This window comes from Ruegeria sp. A4 (assembly GCF_056543025.1).
This window is the reverse complement of the sequence record NZ_JBQGAW010000002.1, coordinates 418329-437463: the sequence shown is the minus strand read 5'-3', so window position 1 is coordinate 437463 and position 19135 is coordinate 418329. Positions and strand designations below refer to the sequence as shown.

Genomic DNA, 19135 nt, shown 5'->3' with positions numbered 1-19135 from the left:
GCTGCTGCCCAATTCGGCGGGGCAGTCAATCTTGTTCATTTTGCTTCTTTCAATCTGTCCAGCAGATCGCGGGCCCGCTGCTCCTGAACAACGCCACGGCAATCCCGGGCAAGCGAAAGCGCTTTTTCCGCCTCGCTGATTGCAGCGTCCAAGTCCCCCTTTGCGGCAAAAGCCTTTGCCCGCACACGGTGATATTCAGGTTTGTTCAACGTCTCGCCGCGCTCCCAGCCGGGAATGCAAACGGTTTCCAGCCGGTCCAAAGCCTGATCAACATCTCCGTGATCAATCATCAACTCAGACAGAACAATCTGATTCTGAGGAAAAGTAAAGTTCCCACCAGATTTGGAAATCAGGTTCATGCATGTCTCGATGCGTTCCGGAACACCTGCGATGTCGCCCTTTCCGGCCTGCGCGAGGCCCATATAGATGTCCTGCATCGCGTGAAGGTAAAGAAACCCTTCCTCATCCGCGACTTTTCTGGCTTCTTTCATCGTCACGTCGAGCCGGTCCCATTCCCCCGCATAGGGCAGGAACATGCTGCAAGCGCCCATGACGTAGACAAGGTTGGGTGCGTGGTTCAGCGCTCTGCTGACCTCGATGGATTCCAGACGCGCGGCCTCGGCTTTTTCGAACTTTCCTTGCTGCCACAGCAGGCATCCCTGAATGGCCAGCAATGACGCGGCCGTGGAAGACTGGGTCATGGGCATCATGGCCATATCCAGCTCGGGTGTGATCAGGGCGAACGCGCGCTCCAGCTGTTGTTCGCATTCCGCAAATTCCCCGCGAAAGTAATGCGTAAAGCTCAGCGCCCGCGCCGCCAGCACATTGGCGACGGGGTCTTCGGACATGCCGGCCATCATGTCCAGCGCCTGTCCCATTTCCATCGCTCGGTTCATCTGACCGGCAACAAAGAAATGGGTCCAACGGCAGAAAGTTGCGGCAAAAAGCGTCTCGCCGTCGCCCAAAGACTGGGCCAGTTCCATCGCCCGGGCGGCAGTTTCGCCGACCTGATCGGACGACCACCCGTAGATCGCCATATAGGCGGGCAGAATGTTCATCTGAACGCGAAGCTCGAAACCGTCGCGATCCGTGTTGGCCTTCATGGTTCCGATGTTGCGCAGGGCGGCCCGGAAAGCGGAGATCGCGGGCAGGTTCGCCAGTCGGGACAACGCCAGTTCACCTGCCGTTACCCAATTCGTGACAGCTTCATCCTTCAACCCGCCAAGATCGCAGTGATGCGCGACGGTATCGGGGGCCGGGCTGCCGAATGCTCTGTGACCGTCCAGCAAGGCCCGGGCGATTTTCAGATGTACCTTCTGTCGGTCTTCCCGCAGCAACGAATTATAGGCCGTATCCTGAACCAGCGCGTGGTTGAACGTGTATGTGGCCGACCCTGAATCGCTGGTGATCAGCACGACGCCAGCCGCCATAAGCTGCATGAGGGCGCTTTCCACATCCATGTCTTCATGCGCCACCGCGTGGATCATCTGAGCGGTGAAACTGCGCCCGATGACCGATCCGAGTTGGGCGACTGGTTTGGCATGTTCCATCCGGTCAAGACGCGACATTAGCGAGTCCTGAAGGGTGGCCGGGACGCTCAGCGCATCCAGAACTTCGGCGTTGATCGGGGCATCCTGGGGCAGCTGGTCCAGAACCGCCTTGGTCATTTCTTCGATATACAGCGGCACGCCATCCGCCTTCTCTATGATCTGCCTGATCAGGATGACAGGCAGGCTGTACGGCTCGGCCACGCGCCGAACCAGTTCGGATGCCTCGGTATTGCCGAGCGGAGAAAGATCAATGCGCGCGGCTCGGCTTTCGAAGTGTTCCGGGGGTTCGTATTCAGGTCGGTGCGACAGAACCACCAATACCGGAAAGTTGCTCAAGGCGGATGCAAGCGCATCCAGTACATCCAACGTGGTCGCATCGGCCCAGTGAACGTCTTCGACCACCAACAACAACGTGCCGCGCCTGTCACACAGGCTGCCGAGACTGCGCAGCATCACGTCAAGAGATTTGCGCGCCTTCTTCAACGGGTCGGATTCTGACGGGGCGTCGGTCTCGATACCTGCCAGATCCAGAAGAACGGGCAAGTCCGCGTCACTCAGTCGAGAGGCCGATTGCACGAAGTCCGAAATCGCTGCCCGGATACTGTCATTTGATTTGTCGCCGGAAACGCGCCTCAATTCTCCGACAATCGGGTGCAGCGGAAGACTGGTCAGGTGCGGGATGCACTGCAACGTAAAGGGTTTGACCCCGATTGTTTCAGACAATGACTTGATCAGCCTCGACTTGCCGATTCCCGCAGCCCCCCCGACAAGCGCCAGCCGGCCCGAGCCTTCCTGCGCTTCGCTCCAAAGCCGGGTCAGGGTTGAAAGATCATCATGCCGGGCGACAAGATCGACCGCGGATTGACCCACCCGCGCGTCGAACCGGCTGGTGGACATGATCTCCGACACCACGCGATACACTTTGCGCTGATTGTCAAAGCCTTTAAGCTCGTGGCTGCCACGTGGCTCGAATTCAAAGGCACCCTGGGTCAGCCTCCAGGTCTCTGAAGAAATGATCACTTCACCTGGTTCGGCCAGCCCCTGAAGGCGGGATGCAAGATTCGCTGTTTCACCCACCAGAAAGTCCTGGGACCCCAGGCTTTTCGAAGAAACAACGCCCACGACAACCATGCCGGTCGCAATGCCTGCCCGCAGGTCGAGCTTTTCTCCAAACTCGTTTTCAAGGTTCTGAACGGCCTCGATGGTCTCCAATACGGCTCGTACGGCCCGTTCGGCATCATCTTCCATGGCCTTCGGGTATCCGAAATACACCATGATGCCATCGCCCTGCCGATAGGCCAGATGGCAGCCGTGCTGTTTCAGGGTGCCGATCGCCGTGTCCAGATACAGGTTCATGATCTGCATCAGGTCTTCCGGATCATATCGCTGTGCCAGCCGGGTCGACCCCACAAGATCGCAGAAAACCAAAGTCAGTTGCCGGCGCTCGGCCTTGGACTGGACTTCGGCCCGCTTCGATGCTTCCTGCGATTTCAGCCTGGCCTGCGCCTTTCGAAAGCGCTTCCTTTCACCAACCGTCAACCCCAGATCACGCAGTTCCGGATCAGTCAATTCGTCCAGAATGTCATCGTCAACGCCCTCTCTCTGAAACAGAGTGGCATAGTCATTCAGATCTGCCAGATGAAGGACTTTTGAAATGCGTGGTGATGCCTCAAGGACTCGCGTCATTGTCTTGCGACTCCTTCCATAACTGTCCCCCTGTTTTCCCCTTAATACATATACATAATGAATATGTATAATCCAAAAATAGAGAGGAATTCATACTGAATCCATAGCAGGAAAAGGCAGCACTGTTAACTTGTTACATTGATTGGCCGCTATACGTCTAAATTACCACAGCGTCACGTGCTTTTCCTGAAAAATCATAAGGTTCAAGTCTCAAGTTGACTTTATTGGCAAGATTTTAGGGCGACCGAACGACCGGATATACCGGCTTATCCCTGACGCCACGTCAAGGCTGACAGAGGTACAAAAGTGCCGTGGTCCTGATGAGGTATCGGGCAGAAAAGCAGACTCAACCCCGGCACCAGCAAAGGGCCGACGCGCGCAAATGTGCTTCGAACAGATACACTTACGCTCCGGGCGCATCCCGTGTCATGCCCGCCCGTTCTTCATTGGGATACAGGTATCAGGGAAAGCGGCTCAAAGATCTGAGATAAGTCAGGAATCATCCGGTATCCAGGGTGGATCTGGCTGTGGATGAAACCCTATTCCTCGGCCACGGCTTTTACATGGACCGCAAAGGACGAGGCCAGCATCAGGGACTTGCACCGCTCGAACCGGTTCGTGGCATAGGCCCAGAAATCTTCGGCGGGGTTTTCATCCGCATGCTGGATCAATCCCCACAGCGTCCACAGCAGGTCGCACATGGCTTTGTAGATCACCATGCGCCCGATCTGAGCCTCGCTCGGCGGGCCGTCGAAATAGGCGGTCAACATGTCCAGCTCCTGTTCGTCGGTCAGCCCGGCTTCGACCGACAGATCACCCAGATCCCAAAGGGCATCGTTCATGCCTGAATACTCGTAGTCCACGATCCACATGCGCTGGCCGTCATCCAGAAAATTCTCGCACAGAGGGTCGCAATGGCTCGGGACCAATGTCCCGGGTTTGTCCCGCAACACCTCGCGGATCGGGGCCGCCTCGGCCACGACGTCCGCGTATCCGTCCGGCAGGGTCGCGTTTTTGTCTGCAAGTACCTTCATGTAGTCGTTGATCATCGAAAACAGCTCGAACCGAAACTTGAACGGCTCGGGGGCATCGTGAAGCTGCCTCAGCGCCTTTCCCGCGCGGGCGGCAGACCCGGGGCGCGTCGCAAACATCTCGGGTGTCATCGTGACGATGTCGGGCACGCAATCACTGATCATCACGCCGGATGACGCGTCTGCCCACAGAACTTCGGGGCCGACCCCGGCTTTTGCGGCCACCTGCGCATTGTGGATTTCGACCGCGCGGTCGATATAGGCTTCGGTGCCCTCGCCGGGGATGCGCACGATCACCGTCCTCGGCCCGCCTTCGACGCGGTAAACCAGATTGGTCAACCCGCCCAGCCGGTAGGTGCGAAGGTCCGCCTCGGCAAGGGTGTCAAACCCCGCCACGTTGCGAAGGGCCTGCATGATCTCAAGTTTCGGCTCGTTTTGCATCGCTCTCTCCCTCAGGCTTTCAAACGGCTGTTTGCCGGGTCGTAAAGCGGCCCGTCCACACGCTGGATGGGGTGACGCTCTCCGAACACCTCCACTTCGAATTCTGACCCACCAGCCAATCCCGCAGGCAGATAACCGTAGAGGATGGTCTTGCCGACGGTAAACCCATAGCCACCACTGCACGCCAGCGAGACTGTTTTGCCGGAATGCAGTATGGTCTCTCCTCCGGTGATCGGCAGCCGCTCATCGGTGATGAACGTACAGAGCTGCCGGTCAGTACCGGTCGCTTTCTGCGCCTCCAGCAACGGTCGCCCGATGAAGCCCTGTTTGGATTTCAGATGGACCCGCGCGCCAAGGCCCGCCTCGATTGGCGAATAGTCGGGGGTGATGTCGGCGCTCCAGTAGAGATACCCTTTTTCCAGCCGCAAGGATTCGATGGTGCGGTAGCCGATGTCGCGGATGCCATGGCTTTGACCGGCCTGCCAAAGCAGGTCATAGACATGCAGGGCAAACTCGGTCGGGATATGCAGCTCCCATCCCAGCTCTCCGACGTAACCTATGCGGATCGCGCGGACCTTTGTCGTTCCCAAGGTGATCTCTCGGGCCGTTGCAAAGGGAAATGCAAGGTTCGAGACGTCTTCTTCCGCGACGGCCTGCATCACATCCCGCGCCTTGGGGCCGCAAATGTTGATGACGGCGCGTGCCGACGTCATTTCGACCAGCTGCGCGCGCCTGTCGCGGGGCAGGTGACGTCGGATCCAATCCGCGTCATGCACGCCGAATCCGGACCCGGTGACGATGTAAAAATGGTCCCGCCCCAATCGGGTGACGGTGATATCGGCTTCAACCCCTCCGCGATCATTGCACAATTGGGTGTAGATCACCGTGCCATCCGGCTTGTCCATATTTGAAACGGCAAGGTTTTGAAGGGCTTCCAGTGCGCCGGGGCCGATCAGTTCGAACTTTGAGAAACTGGTTTGATCGATCAGAACGACCCCGTCGCGCGCGGCCTTGTGTTCCTGTTCGGCATAGGTTTTCCAACCCGGTGACAGGAAATCCAACCGATCCACCGGCTCTACACCGGCCGGAGCGAACCAGAGCGGCCGCTCCCAGCCATTTTTTGATCCGAACACCGCGCCATGTTGTTTCAGCCGCTCATGCAGGGGCGACAGGCGCAGGTCTCTGGCCGTTTCCGCTTCCTGCCCCGGATATCGCATCTTGTAGTGATGCGCGTAATGCTCGACCGCGCGAGGATACATGAAGGCGCGCGTGGCGTGATGCGGACTGAACCGGCGCACGTCCAGAGGCCACAGATCAAGGCTCGGGCGGCCTTCGACAATCCACTCGGCGATCATCTCTCCTGCGCCACCACCTGCCGCGATGCCGTACAGAAATCCGGTCGCCAGCATCAAGTTTCGCAGTTCAGGCGCCCATCCCATGACAAAATCGCCATCTGCGGAATATGGGATTGGGCCGTTGATCACCTGCCGGATTCCAACCGTGTTGACGACCGGCGTAACCTGGCCTGCCAGTTCGGCAAGGGGGGCAAACCGCTCCAGGTTGTCGGGCAAAAGCTGCCGGACAAACGCGCCCGGAATACCCCTGTCGCCGAATGGCAGCGTGTTGTCCTCATACCCGCCGATCACAAGCCTCCCGCCTGCATCCGGTTTGTAATACACCAGCCGCTCGGGATCCCGCAGGGTTGGCAGGCGTTTTACAAGATCGGGGTCGGGCAGGGGTTCTGTTACGATGTATTGATGCTCGACAGCGCAGGCCGGGACAACGACCCCGAGTTTCGCGGCCAGTTCGCGACTCCACATTCCTGCGGCCAGAACGACGGTGTCCGCTTCATAATCCCCTTCAGATGTCATCACTTTGGTGATGCGATCGTTATGGATTTCAAAATCGGTGACCTCTACGGATTGGCGGATCCGGGCACCGTGCATCCGGGCGCCGGATGCGATTGCCTGACACAAGCCTGCGGGATCGACATGACCGTCCGACGGGATAAAAGCCGCGCCCTCCAACCCTTTCGCGTCGACATAGGGGAAAAGCGCCTTGGCTTCGGCGGCCGAGATTATTTCCATCTCCAGATCAAAGCTGCGGGCCATTGTCGCCAGGCGCTTTGCTTCCAGAAGCCGCTCTTTGCTTGCCGCCAGGCGCAGGCTTCCGACTTTCTTCCAGTCGAATTCCATCCCGGTTTCTTCGGCCAGACGATCATACAGCGCCACGGACCGTTTCAGCATCCGCGTCGTGTTGCGCGATGACCGCAACTGCCCGACAAGGCCCGCCGCATGCCAGGTGGCCCCCTCGGTCAGGGACGCCCTTTCCAGAAGAACAACATCCGTCTCACCGGACCGTGCGAGGTGATACGCGATGGAGCATCCGATGATGCCCCCGCCAATGATGAGATGTCTGACCGAATGCGTTGTCATGCGTCCACCCATTTCAAATGACATGTCGTCATCAAAAGTCGCAAAGCAACAAAAAGCAACAAAAATGTTTGAAATGTGTTGAATTAAGTCGCTTGAACAGCGTCAACCTTGCAAGTAACCTGATGAAATCAACAAATATCGCGGCGCTTCATGTCGAAATACGAGCAAGACATCCTCAGCACGGTAAACCTGCATGGGCGAATTTCGGTCATTGAGCTGGCGCGCATTCTCAAAGTGTCGGACCAGACCGTAAGGCGAATCGTGAAGCCGATGGTCGCCAACGGCAGCCTGTCCAAGGTGCATGGTGCATTGGTCAGCACTCAAAATGTGCTGGATCCTCCGTTTCTGGCCCGCATGGCGCAGAACCGCGCCGCCAAAGTCGCGATTGCCGACGCCGTTGCGGCGCGGATACCGGACGGTTCGGCCATTGCCATCGACACGGGTTCGACCTCGGGCTTCATTGCTCAGGCACTTCGCGCGCGCAAAAACCTCACAGTGGTGACAAACTCGGCCTTCATCGCCGCCACGTTGTCGATGGAAGAGGGCAACAGGGTCTTCATGGCGGGGACGCAGTTGCGCAACCACGACGGTGCTGCTTTCGACCGGGCCGCCTATGACGTCATTGCAGGGTTCTCGGCTCGGACGGCCATATTGTCGGCGTCACTGGTGCATCCCAGCAAGGGCTTCATGGTCTATGATCAATGCGAAGCTGATATGGCCCGGGCGATGTCTGATATTGCTGACCAGACCTTCATGGCGGTTGATTCCACAAAATTCAACGAGGCCCAGACCGGCCCGGCGTTGCGCCTGCCCAGATTGACCGAAAAGGACGTGCTCATCACCGATCGCACATTGCCCGCATCCTTTCAGTCCTTACCCGGAAATGCGGAATTGGTGATCGCCGGCGTGAAATCACATGAAGACAGTCATTGACTTGGTGACGACACTGCCCGGCCCGACGTAACAAGCCGGTTCCACCGAAACGGTGAAACCGGCTGTGTTTCAGGCTGTTGCGCCCTTGATGCGAATGGCAGTGCCGAGGCTTCCTGCACAGACGCCGACCACAATAGCGATGATCAGTTCCAGTGGCTCTACATGCGCAAACCGGAAGCCTGCGAAAACCAACGTCTCGAATACACCGACTGCGCCGCCCAATGCCGCGCCCAGCCACAGCTTGCGGGTCATCATGCCCAACGCCAGACCAAGTATGCCGGGCAAGCTCAGGACGTTGCCACCGATGGTTCCAAGTAACTCTAACATCTCTGCCCCCACATCAATTCGAGTTGTTGTTCAGGAAATCGCGGATGTCGTCACCCGCGGCAGCGTGCTCCTGCACAACTTCATCTTCCAGTGCAGCAGTCACCTTTTCGTATGTTTCCAAATAGTTGGGTGGCAGGCTGTGGGCGATACCCTGGTGGCAATCGATACAGGTCATACCATTGTCGATGGCGCGTTGGTGTTCAGACGCGGCGCGGGTTTCCTGAATGGTGAAGTCCATGTAGTCAAAGTTGTGACAGTTGCGGCACTCGCGGCTGTCAGACGCCTTCATTTTCTTCCAGACGGCCGAGGCCATCGCCAGGCGGTGATCCTCGTATTTCTCGGGTGTGCTGATGGTGCCCGCCAGTTCATGATAGACGTCCTTCACGGCCATGATCTTGGCTTTGATCTTGTGGTTCCATTCATCCGGAACGTGGCAGTCTGAGCAGATCGCACGCACGCCGGAGTGGTTGTTGTAGTGGATCGTCTCGCGATACTCACCCAGGTTCGTTTCCATCGTGTGACACGAGACGCAGAACTCTTCGGTGTTGGTCAGTTCCAGGGTCCAGTGAAATCCGCCCCAGAACAGGATACCGGCCAGAAATCCGGCAAGGATCAGAAAGCCCGAGCTGAACATTACCGCCGGCGTCCAGATCGCGTTCCAAAGGCGACCCAGAAAGCCGCGTTTTTCGGGGGAGTCTGCCATGTCGGTACTCCTTTCAATCTTGTTTTGGATCAGTTGCCGGTCGAGGGCTGGAACACGTTTTCAACAAGCGGCGGCGCGTCCGCCTGCGGAACGTGACATTGGTTGCAGAAATAACGGGTCCCGGCGACGCGGTCCAATTCGCGGCCTTCGCGATCCAGATAGTGTGTCATTGAAAGGGTCGGTGCGTTACGCTCACCTGCCTTGGACCAGTCATGGCAGGACAGGCACTGATTGGTGCGCACATCAATCTGATATTGCTCGATCGAATGCGGAATCAGCGGTGGCTGCTGGCGATAATTACGTTGCATCCGTCCTTCGACATTTTTGTGAATCTGATCCAAAGGGATCGGCTCGTCTACGTCCGCGCCCCGCAGGGTTTCGACTTGAGCGGACTGGGCAAAGGCCCATCCGCTCAGCAACACTACGGGTAGAAGGGCAATTCCGCCTGTAACGATTGATCTTTTCATCTTGGCACTCCCCTAGATAGGTCTGGCAGCGCGCGGCTCAGGCGCGGCAACTGGATCGGAAGGTTGAACGACATGGTCGTCGAACCGGTGAGTAAAGTTGAAGACGTCGACTGCGCAGACATCGATGCAGCGTCCGCAGTTTGTGCAGTCGGGTGACAGGATCAGGGGCGAGCTTCCCGGCTTGCCTTTCAGCGCGGGTGAGATCACCTGATTTTCAGGACAGACCGCATAACAATCCATACAGTCATCACAGGCCGTGCGATTGGCGGCACTGACCCGCAGCAGGCTTTTCGACCCGATCAGCCCGTAGAACGCGCCCACGGGGCACAGATGGCCGCACCAGCCATGGCGTGAGACGAAAACGTCAAACACGAAGATGGCCGCAATCATGGCCCAGACAAAGCCCATGCCGAATACCAGCCCGCGATGCAGCATGGTGATCGGGTTGACCAGCTCCCAAGCGATCACGCCGCTCAGGCCCGAGGCCAGCAGCACGGTTGCCAGAATCCACAGCCGGGTGCCGCGCTTGGGTTGCCAGCCTTTCGGCAGGTCCAGTTTGCGGTGCACCCAGTTGGCCGCGTCTGTCACCGGGTTTATGGGGCAGACCCAGGAACAATAGACACGGCCACCAATCAGGGCATAGACCACCAGAACGATCAGCCCACCAATTAGCGCGGTCATTTCGGGCCAATGACCTGCAACCAAGCTTTGCAACAGGATGAACGGATCGGTCAACGGCAACACGCCCAGAGTCAGTGACCCTGCCAAATTGCCCTCGACAATCCAGATGCCGAACCACGGGCCCAGCAGAAACAGAAACAGAAAGAACAGCTGGCTTGCGCGGCGCATCAGCAAAAAGCGATGCGCCCCGATCCAGCCTTTGCCTTCAACGGCCTCCTGACCGACGGGCATGTGCGTGCGAGTACTCATTGCCCCACCCCCGGCAGATCATATTCAGGGGCAAAACCGCCGGGCGCGGCAAGATTGTCGGTTCCCGGTCCGGGCAAACGATCCGGCAGATCGATGATCCCCTCGACCACCGGCGCGCCTTTGGCGGCCTTTTCCTCCCAACCCTTGCGGTAATGCTCGGCCGAACTGCCGCGCGCCAGCCGGGCCGGCAGAACCTTGATCGCGGCCTCGGGCAGAACACAGCTTTTCTCGCACATGCCGCAGCCGGTACAGCGTTCGGCATGAACGGTTGGAATGAACAAGGCATGATGACCCGACCGGGTATTGTGCGCCGTCTCCAAAGTGATCGCCTCGTCAATGACGGGGCAGACGCGATAGCAGACGTCGCAGCGCAGACCGAGGAAGTTCAGACAGTTTTCCTGATCGACCAGAACGGCAACACCCATCTCGGCATCGTCGATATTCTCCAGCCCGGGATCCAGCGCCCCTGTTGGACACGCGGCGACACACGGAATGTCGTCGCACATTTCGCAGGGAACATACCGGGCGGTGAAGAATGGCGTTCCCGTCGCCACCGCATCCGAGCCGAGCTCGGCCAGTTTCAGGGTATCGTACGGGCAGTCCAGCACGCATAAACCGCAACGGATGCAGGCCGACAGGAACTCCTTCTCGGGCAATGCGCCGGGCGGGCGCAAGGCATCGGCGGGCAGGGCGCGGGCGTCGCGGGCCAGATAGGCCAGCAACGATCCGGCGACCACGCAGCCGCCTGCCGCCCGCGCCGAGTCCTGCAGGAACCGGCGCCGCTGCGGCGAAAGGGGTTTATCGACAAGAGACATGGGAACGCCCCGTATGATCCTTGCTGGTTACGCGCGCTCAACCTTGCAGGCGCACTTCTTGAAGTCGGTCTCTTTCGACAGTGGGCAGGTTGCGTCCAGCGTCAGCTTGTTGGTCAGCTGGTGCTCATCGAACCACGGCATAAAGACCAAACCGCGTGGCACCTTGTTCCGACCCCGGGTTTCGACACGGCTGGTAACCTCGCCGCGGCGGGTCGACAGAACAATCTCCTGACCCCGGCGCAAACCCCGATCCTTTGCGTCCTGCGGGTGCATGTAGACCACGGCAGCGGGATAGGCGCGGTGCAGTTCCGGCACCCGGCGTGTCATCGACCCTGAATGCCAGTGTTCCAGCACGCGACCGGTGCACAGCCACAGATCGAATTCTGCATCCGGCTCCTCTGCTGCGGGCTCGTATGGCGCGAAGATGATCTTGGCCTTGCCATCCTTGTGGCCATAGAATTCCACGCCGGCACCCTCGGACACGTAGGGGTCATAGCCTTCGCGGAAACGATAGAGCGTTTCCTTGCCATCCACGACCGGCCAGCGCAGACCGCGGGCCTGGTGATAGGTTTCGAATGGTGCCAGATCATGCGCATGGCCGCGCCCGAAGTTGGCGTACTCTTCGAACAGACCTTTCTGCACGTAAAAGCCGAAATGCTCGGATTCGTCGTTGTCAAAGCCTTCGGCGGTTTCCGATAGCGGGAACTTGTCGACGCTGCCATTTGCAAACAGGACGTCATACATGGTCTTGCCACGATGCTCGGGCATGGTGGCCAGCAATTCTTCGCCCCAGACCTCTTCGACGGTGAAGCGCTTCGAGAACTCCATCACCTGCCAAAGGTCCGATTTGGCCTCGCCCGGGGCCTTTACCTGTTGCCGCCAGAACTGGGTGCGGCGCTCGGCGTTGCCATAGGCGCCTTCCTTCTCGACCCACATGGCGGTGGGCAGGATCAGGTCGGCGGAAACCGCAGTGACCGTCGGGTAGGGGTCTGAAACAGTGATGAAGTTTTCCGGGTTGCGATAGCCGGGATAGCCCTCCTCGTTGATGTTCGGCGCAGCCTGCATGTTGTTGGTGCACTGAACCCAATAAGCATTCAGGTCGCCATCCTTCAGCTTGCGGTGTTGCAGCACGGCGTGGAAACCGGGCTTGTCAGGAATGGTGCCGGCGGGCACGTTCCATGCGGTTTCGCAGATCTCGCGGTGCTTGTCGTTCATCACCACCATGTCGGCGGGCAGGCGGTGCGCAAAGGTGCCTACCTCGCGCGCGGTACCGCAGGCCGACGGCTGACCGGTCAGCGAGAAGGGCGAGTTGCCGGGTTCCGAAATCTTGCCCACCAGCAGGTGCACGTTGTACATCAGCGAGTTCACCCAGGACCCGCGGGTATGTTGGTTGAAGCCCATGGTCCACAGGCTCATCACCTTGCGGTTGGGGTCGGCATATTGCTTGGCCAGACGCTCCAGCTTGTCAGCCGGAACACCGGACAGTTCCGAGGTGTATTCCAGCGTGTATTTCGAAACGGCTTCGGCATATTCCTCGAAGCTGATCGGCTCCAACTTGCCCGAGTTCGGGTTTTCAGCCTCTTGTTGCAGGGCGTTGTCGTCTCGCAGGCCGTAACCGATATCGGTGGCGGTTTTGGTGATGTTGACGTGGTTCTTGACGAACTCTTCGTTCACCGCGCCATTCTGGATGATGTAGTTCGCGATATAGTTCAGGATCGCCAGATCGGTTTGCGGTGCAAAGACCATGCCATTATCGGCCAGCTCGAACGAGCGGTGCTCGAAAGTCGACAGCACATGCACTTCGCAACCCGGCTTCGTCAGGCGGGTGTCGGTCAGGCGCGACCACAGGATCGGGTGCATCTCGGCCATGTTCGATCCCCACAGCACGAAAGTATCGGCGTGCTCAAGGTCGTCATAGCACCCCATCGGCTCATCAATGCCGAAAGTGCGCATGAAACCAACCACGGCCGAGGCCATGCAGTGACGCGCATTGGGATCAATGTTGTTCGACCGGAACCCGGCCTTCATCATCTTGGCGGCGGCATAGCCTTCCCAGACCGTCCACTGCCCCGAACCGAACATCCCCACGCTGGTCGGGCCCTTCTTGGCAAGGGCCTCTTTCCATTTGGCGGCCATCACATCAAAGGCTTCATCCCAGCTGACCGGTTCGAACTCGCCATTTTTGTCGTATTCGCCGTTGGTCTTGCGCAAAAGCGGTGTGGTCAGGCGGTCTTTGCCGTACATGATCTTGGACAGGAAATAGCCCTTGATACAGTTCAGGCCCCGGTTCACCGGTGCGTCCGGGTCGCCTTGCGTGGCCACCACGCGGCCGTCCTTGGTGCCCACCAGAACCGAACAGCCTGTACCGCAGAACCGGCAAGCAGCCTTGTCCCAGCGAATATCGGGCGCGCCGACCTGGGCGTTGGCCTGACCTGCGGCCATGGGAATGCCCGCAGCCGAGGCAGTGGCTGCCGCTGCGGACGCTTTCAGAAATGTACGACGGGATTCAGAGATGGTCATTGCATGGGCCTCCTGCTGGACGGTTGGCTTGGAGCATCAGGACGCGGAGCCGTCTCCGCGAGATCTTCGAAATGGTGATAAGTCAGTGACAGTGAGATCACTCCGGGGATCTGGTGCAGATCCATGATGGTGTCCGAGGCTAGCCTGTCGGCCGTATCCTCGACAACAACTACGAAACGGCCGTCCTCGGCTTCGGCATGAAGCTCGACGCCCTGGGTTTCGGCCATCGCCGCGCGTGCGGCATCGGTGTAATCGGGGGCGATGTGGACCAGACAGCCACAGATGTTCATTGGGTCACCTCCGGGTGTTGTGGGGCGGGGCGGTGCATCACGATCGCCCCGGCGGGGCAGGCGGCGGAACAACTACCGCAGCCGATGCAGGTTTCTGTTTCAAGCGCCGGTTCCGCGCGTCCGCCCAGTTGCAGGCGAAAGCGGATGGCATCCTGTTCGCAATTGTCCTGACACAGGCGGCAGCTTACGCCGTTCGTCGACAGGCAGCTTGTGTCATCGATTCGTGCGCGCCATGGCCATTCGGCAACACGTTCCGACAGCAACGCCGGGGTCGGACAAATGTCAGCGCAGTCACCACACAGGGTGCAACCGCCTGCGGACAGGTCAAGAACGGGGAAACCGGCATCGTCGAATGTGATGATGTCTTCAGGACACGCCGCGGCGCAGTCTTCGCAACGCGTGCATAGATCGCTGAAGCCAGTTGCAACCGCACCCGGCGGACGGATCGCATCTGGGTCCTCACGCAGGACACGCGCGCTTAGAAAAGCGCGTCTGCTGGTCATCTGGCTCATAGCTGGCGACTCGAAATTGGATTGATAGGTTCGCGTCCTTACTTCCTAGCTGCCTTAAGCAGCGCACGAATTGACCTATATCATACTTTTTAGGATTTTTTTTGTTCGGTCCGAGATTTGTAATTCTTCATTAAACGTTCAATTCGATACGGGCGTCGGGGAAGAAGTCCAGGATCTCTTTGCCTCTGCCGGCGGATGCCGCGCAAAGTGCAGTGGACAACCCATCCGCAATTGCCGCTTTCGGGGCAGAAACCGAAACGGTCCTGTCGCGGCTTGAAGGCCCATCCAAGGTAATGATGTGTCCAACTCCCTGGCTGATCTGAGTCGCCAGCGTCGAAGATGTCGCCACTGCCCGATCGCTCAATTCAATCCGCTTCAGAACCGTTTGGTCCGGCGCCGCCAATCCAACTTTCCAGGGCGCACCGTCACCACGCGCACCCAGGGCGGCAACCTCTCCCATATTGACCAGAACATCACGCAGGCCATGAGCACGCAGCAGGTTGGCGATCCGATCGGTGATCGCGCCCTGTGCTATACCGTTCAACGTCAGTGCGGATTTTCCGGGCACCGGCAAACGAATGGCCGAGGCGTCGAAAACTACTTTTTCCCAGCCTATTGCCGGCTGAACTTCAACCAGATCGCCCGGGCGCGCGCCCGCAGCCAATGCCGCCCACACGGGTTGAATGCTCGGATCAAATGCGCCACCCGATGCCTGATGCAGCGCTGTGCTGAGGCTTAGCACGTCCAACAATTCAGGAGCGGGCGCCGTCAGCAAACCATCGCGGTTCAACCGGCTGAGCTGCGATTGCGGACGATACAGGCTGAAGATGTCTTCCAGCCGGGCGATCTCGGTCTCCATGGCGGCCATGATGGGTGCGGCTTCGGCGTCCGTCAGGCCCACCAGGCGCAAGCTGGCGGCAGCACCCAGCGCGGTTCCGTGCCAGCGCGCGTCCGAGGCCGCAAGCGGTGTGGCCGCAGCACAGGCGGCTGAGATGATCAGAAATCGGCGGCGCGACAAAGCGGTCATACGGGGGTCTCCAACGACAGTTCAAGATCGACAGGGCCAAGCACTTCGGTATCCGGGATGTCCGGCAGGCTCAGTGCCGTTCCGCCGTAAATCTCAATGAATGCCTGGGCATCGGCAGGATCGGCAAAAGGCACCACTTCGCGCGCACCCATGCCACCTGCCACATTGGCGCCGACGACAAAGGTCGCGCCATCCGCGGCGATCCAGTTCGAGATACCCGGCTGCCGCCAGCTTGGCGCAATGCCCATGTCACTGACATAGACGGCTGTGATGTCGGCATCACGTTCAGGGCTTTTGAGGTATGCCACCATGTCGCGCACCTGCGCAAAGAACAGCGGTGCGGGATATCCTTCCAGATGGATCTGCCCCTTGGGGCCGCCATGTTCGGCGATGTTCATCTGGCAGAAATAGCTCAGCGCGTCCGGGGTCAGATCCACCGGATCGGGGGCCTCGGCCAGGTCTTCCTTGCAGGCCGCCAACGCGATCAAGGCGATCAGGACGAGGGGTTTCATGGCTCGACCCTCCGGAATGCCAGCCGCGCCAGGGCAAAGCCGATCACCGGCCAGATCAGCAGCGATGCAGGCGCGGCCCAGACGGGCAAGGCCTGTGCCGCCCCGGTCATGCCGGACGCCATTGCAACGCCTTCCGTCGCGGCGATGTTCCACAGACGGAATGCGTCGGCCGGGTTGGCCACCATCACCCATGGAAAGACGGATTGGGTAAAGGTGCCGCCCTTGTCCATGACGACAGCCCCCAACAGGCCCAGATCATAGAGGACAACAAAAACCAGCCAGAGCCCGGCCGACAGACCTGCCGCCGCCGTGGCCCCCTTAGCCAGGGCAGACAGCAGGTATCCCAGCGCCAGAAACACGGCGCCCAGAAGGATGGATGTGAGGATGAGACGGACCAACGCCATCAGGCTTTCCGGCCCGGCACCACCAAAGAAGGCCGCCACCGCGCCGGCGGTACCGAAACCGACCGTCATGGCAAAGGCCAGCGCGGCCAGATGTGCGGTGAACTTGCCCAACAGGATTTCTCCGCGCCCCGCAGGGTAGGACAACAGCAGCGACAGGCTGCCCCGGTCCACGTCTCCGGCGATGGCGTCGAACGAGATCATCAGCGCCAGAAGGGGCGCGAGGTAAACCGACAGCGTGGTCATCGACGCAACCGAAACGGTCAGCATGTCAACGCCCAGCGTTCCGGTTGGCGCACTGCCCGCAAAGGTCAGCGCCAGTGCGAACAGCACCATGATCAGAGTCGCCACCAGCAGCCAGCGATTGCGGCGCAGGATCAGCATTTCGGTACGGGTGATGGCGAGGAAGCGGGTCATGGCCTCTCCTCCTGTGCATAGTGGCGATAGAGGTCTTCCAGCTTGGGCGGGGTCATTTCCACATCCGCCACGGCATCGCCCAATCCGGCGATCCGGCGCAGGGCCTCCATCTTGTCAGCGGGGGAACACAGCAGCTCGACCGAAGCGCCGTTGATCCGGTTGCCGCCCAGTTCGGCGGCCAGCACGTCGGCGTTGGCGCTTGCACGTACTTTCAGACGGATCGGCAGGCCTGCAAGGGCCGACAGGTTGGCCAGGGTGTCATCCGCGACCATCCGGCCTTTGCGCATGATTGCGATGCGGTCGGTGCGGGCCTCGACCTCGGTCAGCGCGTGGCTGGCGATCAGAACGGCGGTGCCCTGCGCGGCCAGCTCGTCGATGATGGCATAGAGATCCTGGCGCGAGATCGGGTCCAACCCACTGGTGGGTTCATCCAGCAAAGCCACTTTCGGCTGACCCAGCAGAACCTGTGCCAGACCCAGACGTTGCCGCATGCCTTTGGAATAGGTGCCGATCCGGCGGTCCAGGGCATCGCTCAGACCTACGCGCTCCAGCAGACCGGCCACATCCGCCCTGGTGCCGGACAATTTCGCAAACAGGGTCAGTTGCTCGCGCCCGGTCAGGGCCGGGTGGAAGGATACCGCCTCGGGCAGATAGGCCGTTTCCCGCCGCGCCTGGGCGCTGCCGGGGGTGGCGTCTCCGATCCGGATGGCTCCGCCTTGGATCGGCGTCAGGCCAAGGATGGATTTGATCAGGGTCGACTTGCCAGCGCCGTTATGGCCCAGCAGCGCAACGCGCTGACCTGGGGCAAGTGACAGGGTGATATCGTCAAGAACGCGGGTTTTGCCCCGGTCCTTGCTGACATGGTCAATAATCAGGGCCTTATCCGTCATGAGGCACCTTTTCCATAGCTGGGGGTTCAAGGGGTTGCATCAATGGATTGCTGTCCATCACGCCACCGGGCAACAGTGCCGGAAAGGCGGATTGCGACCAGCGCACCAGCTGCACGGCAGGAGAGCCGAGCAGCAGTTTGGCTGCGGGTTGGGTCCACAGCACATGGTCCATCGAGTCATTGGGGCGATAGGGGGCATCGGCGATGCCGTTGCCATCCACATCATAGGCGGCAAAATCGGACCAGTAGTTGCCGCGCCCGTCTTCGGACCACTCGACCCATTTGGTCGAGACGTATTTCACCTGTGTCCGGTTGCCGATGAAGGAATTGCCAACGATGCGGTTGCGTTCGCTGCCGGCGGTGAAGTGGATGCCGATGCCGCATCCCTGGAACCAGTTGTCGGTGAATTCGTTCTTGTTGGAGTTATAAAGGAAGGTGCACTTTTCCTTGGCACCGATCACCACGTTTCCGGTGATCTGACTCTTGTTGGCATAGTTCAGCATCACGCCATGTTCACGGTCACCGATCGAGACGTTGTCTGCGACCTTCACATTGGTCGTGAACATCACCGCATAGCCCAGATCGTTGCCGATCGAGACATTGTTGCTGACCACCGAATTGTCGGCATACATGTAATGCACGGCAAAGCGCAGATCGCGGAACAGGTTGCCGGTAAAGGTGTTCTTCTTGGACGAGTTCACGAAGATCCCGTCGCGCCCATAGCGGATATCATTGTCCTCAACCCGCGCACCGGGTGCATTCCAGACATAAACGCCATTGCCACGGTCATTCATCCGCTGGTCCTGACGTCCTTCGATCCGGTTGCCGCGCACGATGCTGTCCTTGGCGCCATGAATGTCGATGCCGTAAAGATTGCCCAGCAGCACATTGTCTTCGACCACCGGCGCGCGGGCCGTCTTGGTCAGCTGGATGCCGCTGTCGATCCCGTCATGGCTTGAACCCGAGCCGATCACTGTCAGGCCGCGCAGGGTCACGCCCGGGCCGGTCACGGTGATGACGCTGCCGGTGCCTTGCCCGTCAATGGTGGCCTGTCCCAGCCCGTCGATGGTGACGGGCCGGTCCAGAACCAGATGTTCGGCGTAAACACCGGGGCTCAGGCGGAGGGTGTCTCCATCCGCCGCCTGAGCCAGTATTTCATTGATGGCCCCCGCCCGGTTGGGCACATCCCAATCCGCCGCCCAAAGGGGCGAGCCGAGCAGGAGCGGTATGACCAGGGGCCAGCGCATGG

The 19135-nt window shown here is 59.6% G+C and carries 17 protein-coding genes; 1 reads left to right on the top strand and 16 read right to left on the bottom strand.

Translation table 11 applies throughout. The features are described from left to right. Nucleotides 1-35: 35 nt before the first annotated feature. The 3 genes from ACR0E2_RS11225 to ACR0E2_RS11215 form a co-directional block, all read right to left on the bottom strand. Entirely contained in the window at nt 36-3236 is a 3201-nt protein-coding gene (locus tag ACR0E2_RS11225; RefSeq protein WP_480446461.1) for an adenylate/guanylate cyclase domain-containing protein, read from the bottom strand. A gap of 539 nt (nt 3237-3775) precedes the next feature. Further along, complete coding sequence (locus ACR0E2_RS11220; RefSeq protein ID WP_480446460.1) at nt 3776-4708, bottom strand: choline/ethanolamine kinase family protein; 933 nt, start codon at nt 4706-4708, stop codon at nt 3776-3778. 11 nt (nt 4709-4719) lie between these two features. Next, the gene (locus ACR0E2_RS11215; protein ID WP_480446459.1) at nt 4720-7143 is read right to left on the bottom strand and encodes a GcvT family protein; all 2424 of its coding nucleotides are present in this window, start codon (nt 7141-7143) and stop codon (nt 4720-4722) included. Between the two features lie 150 nt (nt 7144-7293). Between ACR0E2_RS11215 and ACR0E2_RS11210 the strand changes: the two genes are divergently transcribed. Continuing rightward, nucleotides 7294-8076 carry a DeoR/GlpR family DNA-binding transcription regulator gene (locus tag ACR0E2_RS11210; RefSeq protein ID WP_171228855.1) on the top strand — a complete coding sequence of 261 codons (783 nt, stop codon included), beginning with the start codon at nt 7294-7296 and terminating at the stop codon, nt 8074-8076. Between the two features lie 69 nt (nt 8077-8145). On the opposite strand, the gene ACR0E2_RS11205 is transcribed toward ACR0E2_RS11210, so the two are convergent. The 13 genes from ACR0E2_RS11205 to ACR0E2_RS11145 form a co-directional block, all read right to left on the bottom strand. Then, the gene (locus tag ACR0E2_RS11205; protein WP_152460390.1) at nt 8146-8403 is read right to left on the bottom strand and encodes a hypothetical protein; all 258 of its coding nucleotides are present in this window, start codon (nt 8401-8403) and stop codon (nt 8146-8148) included. 13 nt (nt 8404-8416) lie between these two features. Beyond that, nucleotides 8417-9106, bottom strand: a complete 690-nt coding sequence (locus ACR0E2_RS11200; RefSeq protein ID WP_171330786.1) for a NapC/NirT family cytochrome c — start codon at nt 9104-9106, stop codon at nt 8417-8419. 29 nt (nt 9107-9135) lie between these two features. After that, nucleotides 9136-9573 (bottom strand): nitrate reductase cytochrome c-type subunit, encoded by a 438-nt coding sequence (locus tag ACR0E2_RS11195; protein WP_152460388.1) that lies wholly within the window; start codon nt 9571-9573, stop codon nt 9136-9138. Nucleotides 9574-9585: 12 nt separating this feature from the next. Further along, nucleotides 9586-10503: a quinol dehydrogenase ferredoxin subunit NapH gene (gene napH / locus ACR0E2_RS11190; RefSeq protein WP_171232070.1), complete on the bottom strand. Its 918-nt coding sequence runs from the start codon at nt 10501-10503 to the stop codon at nt 9586-9588. Continuing rightward, nucleotides 10500-11318, bottom strand: coding sequence for a ferredoxin-type protein NapG (napG, locus tag ACR0E2_RS11185; protein WP_480446458.1), 819 nt, complete (start codon nt 11316-11318; stop codon nt 10500-10502). Before napG ends, napH begins: the two co-directional genes overlap by 4 nt. A gap of 27 nt (nt 11319-11345) precedes the next feature. Further along, on the bottom strand, nt 11346-13838 hold the full coding sequence (gene napA / locus ACR0E2_RS11180) for a nitrate reductase catalytic subunit NapA (RefSeq protein WP_480446457.1): 2493 nt from the start codon (nt 13836-13838) through the stop codon (nt 11346-11348). Further along, entirely contained in the window at nt 13835-14128 is a 294-nt protein-coding gene (locus ACR0E2_RS11175; RefSeq protein WP_152460384.1) for a chaperone NapD, read from the bottom strand. Before ACR0E2_RS11175 ends, napA begins: the two co-directional genes overlap by 4 nt. Next, the gene (gene napF, locus ACR0E2_RS11170) at nt 14125-14631 is read right to left on the bottom strand and encodes a ferredoxin-type protein NapF (protein WP_254443854.1); all 507 of its coding nucleotides are present in this window, start codon (nt 14629-14631) and stop codon (nt 14125-14127) included. Before napF ends, ACR0E2_RS11175 begins: the two co-directional genes overlap by 4 nt. Before the next feature lie 139 nt (nt 14632-14770). After that, nucleotides 14771-15667 carry an FAD:protein FMN transferase gene (locus tag ACR0E2_RS11165; protein ID WP_480446456.1) on the bottom strand — a complete coding sequence of 299 codons (897 nt, stop codon included), beginning with the start codon at nt 15665-15667 and terminating at the stop codon, nt 14771-14773. Continuing rightward, entirely contained in the window at nt 15664-16179 is a 516-nt protein-coding gene (locus tag ACR0E2_RS11160; RefSeq protein WP_171228847.1) for a nitrous oxide reductase accessory protein NosL, read from the bottom strand. Before ACR0E2_RS11160 ends, ACR0E2_RS11165 begins: the two co-directional genes overlap by 4 nt. After that, nucleotides 16176-16997, bottom strand: a complete 822-nt coding sequence (locus ACR0E2_RS11155) for an ABC transporter permease (RefSeq protein ID WP_171205203.1) — start codon at nt 16995-16997, stop codon at nt 16176-16178. The genes ACR0E2_RS11160 and ACR0E2_RS11155 overlap by 4 nt, the downstream gene beginning before the upstream one ends. Further along, nucleotides 16994-17887 (bottom strand): ABC transporter ATP-binding protein, encoded by an 894-nt coding sequence (locus ACR0E2_RS11150; protein WP_480446455.1) that lies wholly within the window; start codon nt 17885-17887, stop codon nt 16994-16996. The genes ACR0E2_RS11155 and ACR0E2_RS11150 overlap by 4 nt, the downstream gene beginning before the upstream one ends. Further along, nucleotides 17877-19133, bottom strand: a complete 1257-nt coding sequence (locus ACR0E2_RS11145; protein ID WP_480446454.1) for a nitrous oxide reductase family maturation protein NosD — start codon at nt 19131-19133, stop codon at nt 17877-17879. Before ACR0E2_RS11145 ends, ACR0E2_RS11150 begins: the two co-directional genes overlap by 11 nt. Between the last annotated feature and the right edge of the window lie 2 nt (nt 19134-19135).

Coding starts and splice junctions, on each gene's coding strand:
- napA (WP_480446457.1), bottom strand. CDS start 13,838: ATGACCATCTCTGAATCCCGTCGTACATTTCTGAAAGCGTCCGCAGCG.
- napG (WP_480446458.1), bottom strand. CDS start 11,318: ATGTCTCTTGTCGATAAACCCCTTTCGCCGCAGCGGCGCCGGTTCCTG.
- ACR0E2_RS11165 (WP_480446456.1), bottom strand. CDS start 15,667: ATGACCGCTTTGTCGCGCCGCCGATTTCTGATCATCTCAGCCGCCTGT.
- napH (WP_171232070.1), bottom strand. CDS start 10,503: ATGAGTACTCGCACGCACATGCCCGTCGGTCAGGAGGCCGTTGAAGGC.
- ACR0E2_RS11145 (WP_480446454.1), bottom strand. CDS start 19,133: ATGCGCTGGCCCCTGGTCATACCGCTCCTGCTCGGCTCGCCCCTTTGG.
- ACR0E2_RS11215 (WP_480446459.1), bottom strand. CDS start 7,143: ATGACAACGCATTCGGTCAGACATCTCATCATTGGCGGGGGCATCATC.
- ACR0E2_RS11225 (WP_480446461.1), bottom strand. CDS start 3,236: ATGACGCGAGTCCTTGAGGCATCACCACGCATTTCAAAAGTCCTTCAT.
- napF (WP_254443854.1), bottom strand. CDS start 14,631: ATGACCAGCAGACGCGCTTTTCTAAGCGCGCGTGTCCTGCGTGAGGAC.
- ACR0E2_RS11205 (WP_152460390.1), bottom strand. CDS start 8,403: ATGTTAGAGTTACTTGGAACCATCGGTGGCAACGTCCTGAGCTTGCCC.
- ACR0E2_RS11210 (WP_171228855.1), top strand. CDS start 7,294: ATGTCGAAATACGAGCAAGACATCCTCAGCACGGTAAACCTGCATGGG.
- ACR0E2_RS11200 (WP_171330786.1), bottom strand. CDS start 9,106: ATGGCAGACTCCCCCGAAAAACGCGGCTTTCTGGGTCGCCTTTGGAAC.
- ACR0E2_RS11195 (WP_152460388.1), bottom strand. CDS start 9,573: ATGAAAAGATCAATCGTTACAGGCGGAATTGCCCTTCTACCCGTAGTG.
- ACR0E2_RS11175 (WP_152460384.1), bottom strand. CDS start 14,128: ATGAACATCTGTGGCTGTCTGGTCCACATCGCCCCCGATTACACCGAT.
- ACR0E2_RS11150 (WP_480446455.1), bottom strand. CDS start 17,887: ATGACGGATAAGGCCCTGATTATTGACCATGTCAGCAAGGACCGGGGC.
- ACR0E2_RS11160 (WP_171228847.1), bottom strand. CDS start 16,179: ATGAAACCCCTCGTCCTGATCGCCTTGATCGCGTTGGCGGCCTGCAAG.
- ACR0E2_RS11155 (WP_171205203.1), bottom strand. CDS start 16,997: ATGACCCGCTTCCTCGCCATCACCCGTACCGAAATGCTGATCCTGCGC.
- ACR0E2_RS11220 (WP_480446460.1), bottom strand. CDS start 4,708: ATGCAAAACGAGCCGAAACTTGAGATCATGCAGGCCCTTCGCAACGTG.